We start from the raw sequence: 13,180 nt of genomic DNA on the forward strand, positions 1-13,180 counted from the left end.
AAATATCCCTTTAAGTACTCCTAAATCATTTTGCTTTAGGCTTTCTGTTTAAAAATTATCCAGCTACTTAAACCACTTAGAATTATTCCAGTAACTATGGCATATGGCTCAAAAGCATATATGCCCAATACCAGCATGAGTACACCAATTGCCAACATACCCATACCAATCTTTTTTACACCTTCTCGGTTATTTGTATTTTGCTCTTCTGTTTCTTCTTCGAGCTGTTGAGATGTGGTGTTTGCTTCAATTGTTTGTTCTTTGTTATAATCGCTGCTTGCAGCTCCCTTTTTAAATAGAAACCATATTTCCCAAAGCAAGAGAATTACTACAGGTAAGCCTACACCCAATTCCATTTCTAGTTCTCGACTAAGGGTAATTCCTAATTGAGTTGGTGCTAAAAATTTAAAATAGGAATTAATCAATAATGAAATTACTGTAGCACTGATAATACTCAAAGCAGTTTGCCTTTTAGAAAACAAAGACCAAACTGGTGGCAAATACATAGCTCCACCAGTAATGGCTGCCACACTTAGAACAACTTCTACAATACCTCCCATCTTAGGCACCAGCAAAGCAACCATAATAGTAAAAATTCCGAAAAATCCAGTTGCAAAACGGGCGAATCTCATCAACTTCTTGTCAGAAGCATTTGGTACAAAGTGCTTGTATAAATCATTGGTTAGCACCCCCGCTGAAATATTGAGTGTGGTATTTACCGAACTGGCTGTGGCGAATACCATTCCGCCCAAAACCAAACCTAATAATCCGGCAGGCATTACTTGTTTGCAAATCATTAAATAAGCACCTTCATCTGCTAATCCATTTAACTCCGGTTGAATGATGCGATACAACATTGGCGGTAACATCCAGATAATTGGGCTAACAGTATACAAAGCACCAAATAACCAACCTACTTTCTTGGCTTCTCTTGGAGCAGAAACACTGGTATATCGCTGTACATATGCCCAGTTGCCACCAATAAAAACTAGGTTATACAAACCGAATGCTATGAGGAAACTTCCCGTATATTCGTTGTTAGTTAAGCTGAAAAAACCCTCAGGTGCTGTATGCAAAAAGTTAGAAAAACCACCAGCAGCTTTAAATGAAAGTGGTACCACAATCATTACTGCTGCACTCAACACCACAAACTGTAATACATCAGTAACAATTACTGCCCATAAACCGCCAGTGGCTGTGTATATGGTAATTAACAAGCCCAAAATAATTATACTAAGTGATATATCTATGCCTGTTGAAACTTCTACAATTTTAGCTACAGGATACAAAAACGCACCTGTTGTAAATACTGAAATAAATAAGAATAGCCACGTGTAGATGCGCTGTGTCTTATAACCAAGGCGTTTTGTAAGGTATTCTGCGACAGTAAGCGAATCTGTTTTTTGCCAGCGAGCAGCTATAAAAGTTCCCACTAATAAACCTCCTAAACACATCATCCATTGAATACTCAAACTCACTGCTCCTTGCGAATAGGCAATAGAACCCCAGACAACAAAAGTACCCGCAGAGAAAAAACTCATGAATAAGGACAGACCATTTATCCACCAAGGAACTGCTCCGCCGGCGGCAAAAAAGGTTTTCATGCTTTTGCCTGAGGAGGAAAAAGACATACCAGTAATAAATACAATTAGCGCAAAAATAAATAATACTATAAGGTCAGTAGTATACACGAGTTTTCATTTTCATTTGTGGAACTAATATAGCTATTCGCTTATATCGGATATTAATTAGCCCGAAAAATCTTGTTTCGGAAACGATTCCGATTTTCGGAAACGATTCCGAATTCGTATATTAGATGCTGAGAATGAACTAGAATAATACTAAGACTGATAAACAGTAATATTGAAAATGAAACACATAACTATCAAAGACATAGCTCGCGAATTGAATGTTTCTGTCTCCACAGTTTCACGAGCGATGAACGATACATTCGACATTAGCACCAAAACCAGAGACAAGATTTTAAAAGCTGCTAAAGAAATGGGTTACCACCCGAACCCAGTAGCAAAGCGCTTACACCAACAAAAAACTTTTCAAGTAGGTGTGGTTATTCCAGAGTTTATCAATGACTTTTTCCCGCAGATCATCATGGGGATGCAAAATGTGTTACAAGCAGAAAGTTATCAGTTACTCATTATGCAATCTAACGAGTGCTTCGAAACGGAGATGGAAAATGTGTTAAAGTTGGAAGAAAACATGGTTGATGGATTATTGATCTCACTTTCTCGCGAAACCCAAAACATAGATTATTACAATAAGCTTTATGACAAGGGCATGCCTATGGTGTTTTTTAATCGGGTAAATGAAATGATTAAAGCACCAAAGGTCATATTCAATGATTTTAAGTGGTCTTACTTTGCGGTAGAACACCTGATAAAACAAGGTTGCAAAAACATTATCCACTTGGCAGGATACAAACACTTGAGTCTTTCTAGAGAAAGAATACGAGGCTATGAAAAAGCCATGAATAAATTCCATTTGCCTTATGACGATGACTGTATTATTGAAACAGGTTTTATGATTGACGAAGGTGAAAAAGTGATGAAACAGTTACTAGACAAAGGTATTTGCCCAGATGGAATTTTTGCTACCAACGACCCAACTGCTATTGGAGCTATTAAAGCATTAAAAAATGCGGGTAAAAGAATCCCAGAAGATGTCTGCATTATCGGTTTTTCAGAAGCCATGTGGTCTGAGGTAGTTGACCCTCCCCTGTCATCCGTTTCACAACCTACCAACTTAATTGGTTACCATGCCGCTCATTTGCTACTCGAACAACTCAATGAAAAGCAAACAGAAGATAACACCATTAAACTCGATGGTAAATTGGTTGTTAGGACTTCTTCTCAAAGAGGGTGATTAAAATATCGGACTTGACATTTTAATTTTGACTCATTATCAAGTCCGATTTTTTTTTGAATTTATTATAATTCTTTCTTCTCTAAATATCGTTTCTTATCATCTTCGTAAGAATCGACCAACTCTTTATCGTAGCGGTCTCCGAAGTTTAAAGTGGGTATTAAAGATTCTGGTGGCAAGTTATCACTTTCGATAAATGTTTTCTTGCCATTCGCATCTTTGCCAATTTTAAATTCATCGTAAACATCTCCAAGTACTGTTTTGGTAATGTAGTGTAATGTATCTGCACTCACATGAATTTCTTGATACAATTGTAGGTTGGTTCCCGCTCTTTCAATCCAATTGGCAAAACGAATGGCATTTTGGAAAGGTCCAGAAACTGAAATTACATGAACTGGTAAAGGAGCATCCATTCTACCTCTGGCATACAAATGTTCGTGCCCGGCAAGTACCAAGTCTACCTCGTATTTTTCGTACAGCTCTTTTAAATCTGGGAATCTGATACCGGGTTTTCTGTTTCTTGCCAAAGCTTCCATACCATAGTGATGAGTCATTACCACCCAGTCGCCAGTAAACTCTTTTAGTCTGGCTTCTGTCCACTCATAAATGGCTTTGCGGTCTTCCTCATTATTATATCGGCAAAGATTGAGAGAAATAATCCTCATGTTTTGGTAATCGAAATAGAAAGTTTCTTCTTCGTGGCCTGTTGGACCATTTTCTGGGAACTCAAAATTTAAAAACCATAAGTCTACCAAGTCCATCCCTGCTTTAGGGTTATAATGCTCGTGATTTCCCGGAGTGGCAATGGTTGGCAACTTCTGAAAAACAAAACCACCAGCAGGAAAAAACTCTCCCCAGTTTTCGATGTTTTTCTTTCCTCTATGTACCAAATCACCTCCAAAAACCATAAACTTTGCATCCGGATTTTGAATATAGGCTTCGCGAATGGTTCGGCTACCTTTCGAGTAAATAAAGCGCTGCACATCTCCATGATACAAAAAGGTGAATGGTTCGTTTTTGTCTGATGCTGTGCTAAACTCTGTCCATTCTGACCAGTTGGTTCCATCGCCTACTCTGTAAGAATAAGTAGTGGCAGGTTGCAAACCAGTAATATTTGCCTGATGGTAAGCCCAAGTGCCATCGTCTGAAGTAAGGGTATCTGTTTTGGCTGTAATTGTTTTTACATCATCTTCAAAAAAAGGTGATGCTGTAGCTTTTACATATTCAACTACTCCTTTGGTAACTTTATCGGTTGTTCGCCAAGAAACCGCCTGACTTGTTTCAGGCGATGTTTTCCAACTAAGTTTTACATGATGCGGAAGTTCTGGCACATTTTCCTTCACCAATTCGTCTCTCACCACCTTTTGACAAGAGACGAAAATGATTAAGAATGCACCTATTAAAATTAGGTTTTTAGTCATTTGCACGTCTAATTTATATAATTAATAATTCGGATTTTGTCTCATTTCGAGGGTTAAGTTGGCATCTAATACAGATTGAGGTATTGGTAATAATATATCTCGTTCAGGATTAATTGTTTCACCACCGTTATGATTGTACATTATGGTTCTTTCCGCCCATTTACCGGTTCTGAGTAAGGTGTATCTTCTCGGACCTTCCACCATCAACTCTCTTGCTCTTTCATCCAGAATAAAATCAATATCTACATCTGCCGCAGTAATATCCGATGCATTGCTTCTATTTCTGATGATATTTATGGTATTTGCTGCCGCTTGTGCATCACCTAATTTAAACTCGGCTTCGGCTTTAAGCAAGTAGGTATCTGCTGCCCTCAAATAAACTTGATCGTACCAAGACTCCCTGTTTCCAACAGGATCGTCAGAATCTGCCCAATCGTATTTTCTACTAAATGGCCATTCTTCTACACCATTATGTTCTGTAGAGATATCTTCACTCCAATCTAAAAAGATGGTATCACCATAATTCATTCCTTCTGGTAATGGATCTGCACCACCATAAGGGGCATTACCTGCCGCATCTCTCAATACAAAATATTTATGGATGGCAAAGTGAGAACCACGATCATCATTAGCATCATCAAAATTATTAAGTGCCCATTGGGTAAGTGAAGCCCTTCCATTTCCATAACCACCTCTATCAGCAGTAACCGTTAAATCCAGATCACCACCGCGATAACGAGAAGTATGGTGCATCGCCATTATAGGATATTCTCCTCCACCTAACTTATTCTTTTCAAACTGGAATACCCATAGAGCTTCGGTGTTGCCCTCTTCTCGGTTGGTATTACCAGCTTTAAACATATCCATAAAAGCAATTCCATCTTCGGCCATTGCTACTCCATAGCGTTCCGTGATAAGCGCATAAGTCGGATTGTTTACTACCTGATTCGCCCAATAAAGTGCACTGTCTGCTTGGTTCATTGCCAGATAAATTTCTGCCAAATAATGCTGTACTGCACCTTTGGTTATTCTACCAGAACTTGAGCCTTCTTCTGGAATGTTTGGTTCTGCAAATGCTAAGTCTGCAATTATCTGTGCTCTTACTTCTTCAACGGCTGTTCTTTCCCAGTTTGTTTTGATTGATGAACCACTTGATGGCTCCAAACTTAATGGAACATCTCCCCAGTTATATGTTAAATGTCTATATGCGTAAGCTCTTGCCACTTTGGCTTCAGACAATATTAAGTTTTTATTCTCTTCTTCACTTAAATCACCACCAGACCAGTCGATACTTTCGCTATTTTCTTCTACTGATGCAATAATGGTATTAGCCGCATTTACAATCTGATATAACCATAAAAATGCATTTTCATAAAATCCGGTGGATGGTGTGCTGTATGAAGCCCAGTTTCGCGATATACTCGATAAGGCTTTTCCTCCATGATTAGCAACTATTATATCGGTGCCTGCCATTGTCATATCAGTAATTAAATCTGTACTGGCATCAAGGCCTTCACGCTCGTATCTCATTAGAGAATACAAACCATTTACACCTGCTTCTAAACCATCGTAGTCGGTATATAAATCTTCTGCATAAATTACATTTGGAGGATTTTCTTCGAGTAAATCTTCGTTACAAGCTCCGGTAAATGTGAGAATAAAAATGAGTATATATATGATCTTTTTCATTTCTAGAATTTTAAAGTTTTCAAATTACAATCCGAGTTTAACACCAAATGTAAATTCACGCTGTAGCGGCACAATACCCGGCTCTCCATTGAGGTCTAGTTCTGGATCGTTGCCAGACCAATCTGTGATGGTTAAAAGGTTTCTCCCAGTTGTATAAAGTTGAAGTTTTTGTAGCTTTAATTTTTCCAGTATGGATGATGGAAAAGTGTAAGCCAATGAAATATCTTTTAGTCTGATGAAGCTGGCACTTTCGTAAATTGTTCCTCCTGCTCCACCCATTGCAAATGCATTGATATCTACTTTTGGATAAGCGTTTGTAGGATTATCTTCTGTCCACCAATCCTTTTTCATTACATTTCTTCTAATCTCAGCACCCACATTTTCACGCATTAGGTTGTTTCTTCTGGTAGCTCCATGAACTCCATGCAGGAATACTTCTAAAGTGAAATTTTTGTACGTGAATGAATTGCTCAAACCCCATGTAAACTTTGGGTCTTGCTGCCCGATAATTTGGCGGTCTTCAGCTGTCATTAGACCATCACCATTTACATCTTCTAGTTTTACAAAGCCTGGTTCTGAGTTCCATTCTGCGGCTTCTTCTGCTTCATCTAACTGCCATACACCAATCATTCTGTAACCATAGTTCACTCTAATTGGCTGGCCTACAAACCAAGAGTTAGCCAAGTCGTCAATCTCATTTCCGTTTTCATCCAACTCTCCGTAAAGTGAAAGAATCTTGTTTTTGTTGGTTGCTAAATTACCATTAACATACCATGTAAACTGAGGAGTTTGAACCACTGTACCTTGTAAGCCTAATTCTATTCCTCTGGTTTCTGTTTCACCGATGTTCTGGGTAATTTGATTAACTCCGTGGATTGACGAGATTGTTCTGTTAAGTAATAAGTCTGAAGTTTTGGTTTTGTAGATGTTAAAATCACCTTGAATTCTTCCATCAAACAAACCAAAGTCTAATCCTAAGTTGATGGTTTCACTAGATTCCCATCCAAGGTTTTCATCTCCAACTACACTTGGTATATAACCTACCATTGAATTATCGCCTGAAAGTGTATTTCTATCAGACATTCTGGTAATAGAAGCATATGGATCAACCGCTTGGTTGCCATTTTTTCCCCAAGAAGCACGAAGTTTTAAGTATTCGAAAAAGTCTGCACCGGCCATAAAGTTTTCATCTGAAATATTCCAGCCTAATGCTACCGATGGAAAAATACCCCATTTGTTACTTACACCAAAACCCGAGTAACCATCTCTTCTACCAGTAAAAGTAACCATGTATTTATCGTTGAAAATATAGTTGGCTCGCAACATTTGAGAGATGAGTGCTGTGCGACTATAATCATTATTTCCAATAACATTAGAAGCTTGAGATATGCCGTAATAGGTAAATTCATCATTTGGGAAATCAACTGCTTCTAAATCCTGCTGATATCTTTGATTTTCCTCGTAACTATAAACACCTGTTAAAAATATAGAATGGCGATTGAAGTCTTTTTTATAAGTGACGATGTTTTCAAAAACATTATTCTGGTAATCATCTTCTGTTAAGTTCGCATAACCATTATTGGCAATGCCTACTGTGGTGTTACTACCTGCATACAATTGTTGATCTGCCCACTTTCTCCTGATACCTGTATTTAATCTGTAACTCAATCCATCAATAAATGGAATATCCACATTAATGAAGTTGTTAGTAACCATCTGATATGAATAATCTTTATCCTGATAATTGATTGCTTCTAATGGGTTGGCATCGGGCCATTCGGGCCATGGATAAAGGTTAATCTCTCCATCTTCAATATAAGGATTTCCAATTAGTGGATTCATCTGATATACTTCGCCGTAGTCGATATTGTATCCGCTTTTATCATCGTAAGTAAACTGAGTTCTGGTTCCAACAGTTAGCCAGTCTGTAACCTTTACGTCCAAATTGGCTCTGCCCGAAAGTCTCTTGTATTGATCGGTGATGGAAAGTCCTTCCACTTCCAAATAGTTACCTCCCACATAATAATTTACACGATCTGTTCCACCAGAAACTGAAAGGTCGTACAATTCGCTTTGTCCGTTTCTTAAAGTTAAATCTACCCAATCGGTAGTGATTCCAGCCTCATAATTTTGAGTTTCTGTATCTGTAATCATGGATGGATCACGCAGCATTTTGTATTCGTAAAACTCAGCGCCAGTAAGAAAATCTGGTTCGTTTACAGAAGATTGCGTAGAGTAGCGTGCTTCAAAATTGATTTGCGGTTTGCCTGTTTTTCCAGTTTTGGTAGTTACCAGAATAACCCCATTAGAACCTCTCGAACCATAAATTGCCGCTGCAGATGCATCTTTTAAAACTTCCATCGATTGGATGTCATTCACATTGAGGTCGGTAATGTTGCCATAGTAAGGAATTCCATCTACAACAATTAAAGGTGAGTTATCGGCTAGAATTGAGTTTCTACCTCTAATCATTAATGTTTGATTTGGCACTGCACCTGCTCCGGTTTGTTGTACCAATAAACCCGGCACCGAACCTTGTAAAGCTTGTGCAATATTTAGGTTGGGCACCATCTCCAAACGCTTCTGAGAAACAGAACCAACTGAACCGGTAATGTCACTTTTTTCTTGCACACCATAACCAACTACCACAACATCTTCTAGCAGTCTTACATCTTCCTGCATTTTGATTAACACATCTTGCGAGCCTGAAACTTTTAAAGTGACAGTTTCATAACCAATAAATGAACAAAGTAAAGTAGCTCCCGCATCTGGAATTTGGATTGAAAAACCGCCATTAATATCTGTAATTGTACCTACTGAGGTGTTTTCTTGTAAGATAACAGCAGCGCCAATTACAGGTTCGCCCGTTTTATTATCGATTACTTTTCCTGTAATTACAATCTCTTCGGATACAAGTGTCTCCTCTTGTTGTTTCTCAGAAACCTTTACTGCCGAAATTACATTATTGATGCGCTTAAAACGCACATCTGCCTGCCTTGCGATTTCCTCAAGTACACTCCGCAAATCGGCCTGCATACTTAAAGTAATAAACTCGCTGTGCACACCTTCTGTGCTCTGATAGCCATATTTAAAGCCTGTTTTACTTTCAAGAAGTTTAAAAACATCTTCAAGTAAATAATCTTCTACATGTACACTCACCTTAATTTCTTCCAGCTTTTGACCTTTTAATGAATCGGCCAACAGCAACTGTAAGGAAATCAGTTGGATACAAAAGATATAAATTATCTGTTTTGATACAATCATCAATACTTTTAATAAATTTGTCTTCATATAATCTTATTATTCGTTGTAATGGATTATTAAATGATGTTTGATCCGGTTGCCTCCGGGTCAAATCTGGCTCATAGCTGTTGCCTCAGTTATGAGCTTTTTTCTTCGTTGGAGTTGGAAATAATTGCGTTGCCTCACCATTATCTCCGCAAATTGAGTAAGCTTATTCTTGCATATAAATGGGTTTAAAGTTTAACATCCGTTTCCTGTTATTTCAATCGTTTTCTTATCGATGAATTGATATTTGAGCTGAAGTATGTATCCGATACTTTGTAGTATATTTTCTAGGCTTTCGTTTTTGTATTCGCTGCTAATCAGACACTTTTCAGGGCTTTGCACATTTAATTGAATTGAAATCCCATACCAGCGTTCCAATACTTTTTTTACTGTTAGTAAATCGGTCTTATCAAACCTGATGTTACCGTCTTTCCAACCTGTTTCTATGTCGAGATTAATTTCTTTTAACTCAAGAATCGAATCTGAAACCAAAACTGCTTGTTGAGATGGTAGCAGTACAATTGCTTGGTTTTTAATATCCTTGGGAGCTTCAAAGTAAGTATTGCCTGAATTAACTGCTACACCAACTTTCCCAGTTAATACAGTTACTTTTGTAGCTTCATCTGCAAATGATTTTACTGTAAAACTAGTGCCTAAAACTCTGGTGGTAATCTTGTCGGTTTCTACCAAAAAAGGTTTCTGTTTGTTATGGCTCACATTAAAAAATGCCTCTCCAGCTATTTTTATAAAGCGGATACTATCGTTAAAATCTGTGCGATAAGCGATACTACTTTCTGCATTGAGTTTAACTATGGTGCTATCTGGTAGTTTTACGGTTAGCTTTTCGCCAGCATGTGTATACTTTGTAATCCATTGCGCTTCACGCTGAATTTGCTTGTTTGTGCTTTGTTTTTTATCCACCTTAAGGTAAGCCAAACCCAAGCCTACTGTAAGAATTACTAATGCTGCCACTTTGTAATATGCTTGGAAAGAATTACTTAGATCTAACTGTTTAGTTTCTTTTCTTCGAGAGCTTTCTGGTATTTTTCTCAAAATGCCTTGTTTTAAAGCTTCTTTGTGTGCAGCTTCCAGTTTGATTTCTTTATCTCCTTTTTGCCATAGTTCTTCTGCAACTTCTTCCAGAAAATGTTTGTCATCAACATTTTCCAGAATTAGAAATACCAGTTCCAACTCTTGTGCACTACAAGTATTACTCAGATACTTTCTCAGTAATTCTTTTTTTTCTAAATCGCTTAATGGGTCATTTGTCTTCATACACCAGCAATACGACTGGCAATAGCAGTGGTATTACTACTACTTAAATAATTAACCTTTTAGAAACATAGAGATAACAATGAGGTATATCCCGCTTTTAGCAAGTTGGCTTTTTATCTCTTTTAATGATTTGAAGATGCTTACTTTTACCGTATTCTTGGAAATGCCTAACCTAATGGAGATTTCTTCGTGCGAGAGATTTTCTTCTCTACTTAACCTAAATATTTTTTGGCGTTGCTCTGGCAGTTGATCTATGCAAGCCGAAATGGTTTCTGAAAGCTCTGTGTAAAGTAACTCTTCTTCGGGTTCTGTATGAAAAGTTAAAATTTTTGTAGCCAGCTCAGACTTAAAAGCCTCTTCTCGCACTGCTTTTCTAAGACTGTCTATTGCTAGATTTTTAACGATTCGAAATATAAAGGAAGAGAAAGAATAATCTGTAGAAATACTATCTCTTCGCTGCCAGATTTTCAAAAAAGTATCTTGAACAATCTCATCAGCCAAATCTTTGGACTTTACAAAACTAAATGCAAATGCATAGAGGCGACTGTGATAATGGTTAAAAACTTCGGTTAATGCGTTGCGCTCACCTTTTTTTAAAAGGTATATCCATTTTTTATCAATTTCAGTATGGTTAGCGCTACTCATTTTACAAACTTTTTGAATTCTCAAAGTAAGCAAATCAGTTTCTGCGACTCATAAAATCACAGTTAATAGTTTGTTAAGCTATTATTATTTTTTGATTTAATGATTATCCGTAAAGCTACCACAAAGTAAATAGGGAATGGTCTGCGCTTCGAAATTAGCTCAAAAACAGGTCATTATGGATAGTATTATTGAATTCATGTAAGCGTACCGCAATGAGCAGGTATGCCGTGAGTGTTTCAAGGAAATCAGGGATAAAGCAGGTGTTTGTTGCAAGAAATGCGGTAGCCAAGAGCATTACTGGCTAAATAGCAAGCAGATGTACCAATGCAAGTCATGCAGTTTTAGGACAGGCCTCCGCAGTGGCACCATCATGGAAGCTTCCAAACTTCCGTTTCGCTACTGGTTCGTTGCTATCTGGCTGATGGGCTGTAGCAAGAAAGGTTCTTCTGCCTGTAATGTGCAGAGGCAGCTCAATCATAAGCGCTATGAACCTATCTGGGCAATGATGCACAAAATACGCTCTGCGATGGGCCAACGGGACAACCACTACTTGCTGGGAGGCAATATTGAGGTAGACGAAGGGTTCTTTGAAACACTAGTACCCGAGGGGCAGAAGGAAGAGGAGAGAAAGCGGGGAAGGGGGAGCCAGAAGCAGACCATGGCGATGGTCTTTGCACAGACAGAGGTGGTGCTACAGCCTAAAAAACACCGCCCTTCTAAAAGGTGCAAGTATTTCAAAATGGCTGTATGCGCTGATTTTACAGTAGAAACTGCTAGAAATACGATTACCCGGCATGTTGCCCAGAATGCCAAGATGATTACAGATGGCTATTCAACCTATCAGTCACTGACAGGAGAGTTCGAGATGGATGTGGAAAAAGTGCCCTCAAAACAGGCCCATATCAAACTACCTTGGGTACATACAGCCATTGGGAATGCAAAGAAAGTCCTACAAGGGATATATCAGCATACAAGGCCAGGGTATCTACAGAATTATCTAGATGAGTTCTGTTACAAACTCAATAGAAGATACTTTGAAAATGATATTTTTGACAGAATATTAATTGCTTGTACGCTCACTTGAGCTTGTGGTAAGAATACGGATAATCATTTTATATTTTAATTACCAATTGCGCCATTCAAATTTTGATTTAATCATTATTCTAGCTTCAATTTTCTTTTTTTGCCTGCTGCAAATTCTTTGTTTAGATCGAGCTTGGTCACTTTCGAATTATCAATCTTATAGATCAAAACGAATTCCATTTCGGTTACATCAATAAAAGTTGAATATAATGTGCCTCCTTTTCTGCCATTTTCATCAGGTATAGGAACCTGAACGGCATTACCTAAAGTGTTGCTAATTTCAAGAAAGCTAAGCGCTTTATTTTTACTCTCAAGATTAGCTATACTATTAGTAATAGCCACATATCTGTAACAAGGATAATTACCCTGAGTAGTTTCTGACAACAAAAAGTTTGTCATAACTAGTTTGTTATCTTTTATGTATTCAAGCTTTCTTTCACCTCCTACCCACTCTACTACTACTGCATTACCAGACCGATCTCCAAACATCATATGTCCGTTGTTTAATGCAATTTTTTCTTTTTCCAGATAGTTTACAGCTTCTTCCACGGTACTGCAATTAGCCAGTATTTCATCTCCTAAATTGCCTTTTGGTTTTTGGTAACCTACTGGTCTTGTTTGCAGTGGGGTAACAGCGCCATCAAAAAATAAACCTTCCTCATTAATACCTCCTTGAGCAAAATTATCCCAACCGTACCATAATCTTGCATGTTTCTTTTTGCTAGCTGGCATAAGCTGAATGTATGGTTCTACATCGTACCAAAAATCTTCGTTGTTGGCTATGTAAATTTTTCCTGTTTGTAAATCAATGTAATAAAGTACGGAACAAGCTTTTAAAGATGGAATTGAGATATTAAATATAAGCAAGATGAAAATCGTAAATAGTGTTGGTTTCATTG

At 37.9% G+C, this 13,180-nt stretch carries 9 protein-coding genes; 2 read left to right on the top strand and 7 right to left on the bottom strand.

From position 1 onward, the window contains the following. Positions 1-35: 35 nt before the first annotated feature. Positions 36-1,691, bottom strand: a complete 1,656-nt coding sequence (locus OQ292_RS34735; RefSeq protein ID WP_431733806.1) for a sodium:solute symporter family transporter — start codon at positions 1,689-1,691, stop codon at positions 36-38. A gap of 178 nt (positions 1,692-1,869) precedes the next feature. Between OQ292_RS34735 and OQ292_RS34740 the strand changes: the two genes are divergently transcribed. Beyond that, positions 1,870-2,880, top strand: coding sequence for a LacI family DNA-binding transcriptional regulator (locus tag OQ292_RS34740; protein ID WP_284688890.1), 1,011 nt, complete (start codon positions 1,870-1,872; stop codon positions 2,878-2,880). 65 nt (positions 2,881-2,945) lie between these two features. On the opposite strand, the gene OQ292_RS34745 is transcribed toward OQ292_RS34740, so the two are convergent. The 5 genes from OQ292_RS34745 to OQ292_RS34765 all read right to left on the bottom strand — a co-directional run bounded on the left by OQ292_RS34745 (position 2,946) and on the right by OQ292_RS34765 (position 11,198). Further along, entirely contained in the window at positions 2,946-4,301 is a 1,356-nt protein-coding gene (locus OQ292_RS34745; protein WP_284688891.1) for a purple acid phosphatase family protein, read from the bottom strand. Positions 4,302-4,322: 21 nt separating this feature from the next. Then, a complete protein-coding gene (locus OQ292_RS34750) occupies positions 4,323-5,990 on the bottom strand; it encodes a RagB/SusD family nutrient uptake outer membrane protein (protein WP_284688892.1) in 1,668 nt (555 codons plus the stop codon). 24 nt (positions 5,991-6,014) lie between these two features. Next, positions 6,015-9,281 (bottom strand): SusC/RagA family TonB-linked outer membrane protein, encoded by a 3,267-nt coding sequence (locus tag OQ292_RS34755; protein WP_284688893.1) that lies wholly within the window; start codon positions 9,279-9,281, stop codon positions 6,015-6,017. Positions 9,282-9,473: 192 nt separating this feature from the next. Further along, the gene (locus OQ292_RS34760) at positions 9,474-10,553 is read right to left on the bottom strand and encodes a FecR family protein (RefSeq protein ID WP_284688894.1); all 1,080 of its coding nucleotides are present in this window, start codon (positions 10,551-10,553) and stop codon (positions 9,474-9,476) included. Between the two features lie 51 nt (positions 10,554-10,604). Then, a complete protein-coding gene (locus OQ292_RS34765) occupies positions 10,605-11,198 on the bottom strand; it encodes an RNA polymerase sigma factor (RefSeq protein ID WP_284688895.1) in 594 nt (197 codons plus the stop codon). 370 nt (positions 11,199-11,568) lie between these two features. On the opposite strand from OQ292_RS34765, the gene OQ292_RS34770 reads away from it, so the two are divergent. Then, entirely contained in the window at positions 11,569-12,282 is a 714-nt protein-coding gene (locus OQ292_RS34770) for an IS1595 family transposase (RefSeq protein WP_284683380.1), read from the top strand. 74 nt (positions 12,283-12,356) lie between these two features. On the opposite strand, the gene OQ292_RS34775 is transcribed toward OQ292_RS34770, so the two are convergent. Beyond that, positions 12,357-13,178 (bottom strand): carcinine hydrolase/isopenicillin-N N-acyltransferase family protein, encoded by an 822-nt coding sequence (locus tag OQ292_RS34775; protein WP_284688896.1) that lies wholly within the window; start codon positions 13,176-13,178, stop codon positions 12,357-12,359. Between the last annotated feature and the right edge of the window lie 2 nt (positions 13,179-13,180).

The organism is Chondrinema litorale, from assembly GCF_026250525.1.
GTDB classification, from domain to species: Bacteria; Bacteroidota; Bacteroidia; order Cytophagales; family Flammeovirgaceae; genus Chondrinema; species Chondrinema litorale.

Coding starts and splice junctions, on each gene's coding strand:
- OQ292_RS34740 (WP_284688890.1), top strand. CDS start 1,870: ATGAAACACATAACTATCAAAGACATAGCTCGCGAATTGAATGTTTCT.
- OQ292_RS34745 (WP_284688891.1), bottom strand. CDS start 4,301: ATGACTAAAAACCTAATTTTAATAGGTGCATTCTTAATCATTTTCGTC.
- OQ292_RS34750 (WP_284688892.1), bottom strand. CDS start 5,990: ATGAAAAAGATCATATATATACTCATTTTTATTCTCACATTTACCGGA.
- OQ292_RS34755 (WP_284688893.1), bottom strand. CDS start 9,281: ATGAAGACAAATTTATTAAAAGTATTGATGATTGTATCAAAACAGATA.
- OQ292_RS34760 (WP_284688894.1), bottom strand. CDS start 10,553: ATGAAGACAAATGACCCATTAAGCGATTTAGAAAAAAAAGAATTACTG.
- OQ292_RS34765 (WP_284688895.1), bottom strand. CDS start 11,198: ATGAGTAGCGCTAACCATACTGAAATTGATAAAAAATGGATATACCTT.
- OQ292_RS34770 (WP_284683380.1), top strand. CDS start 11,569: ATGGAAGCTTCCAAACTTCCGTTTCGCTACTGGTTCGTTGCTATCTGG.
- OQ292_RS34775 (WP_284688896.1), bottom strand. CDS start 13,178: ATGAAACCAACACTATTTACGATTTTCATCTTGCTTATATTTAATATC.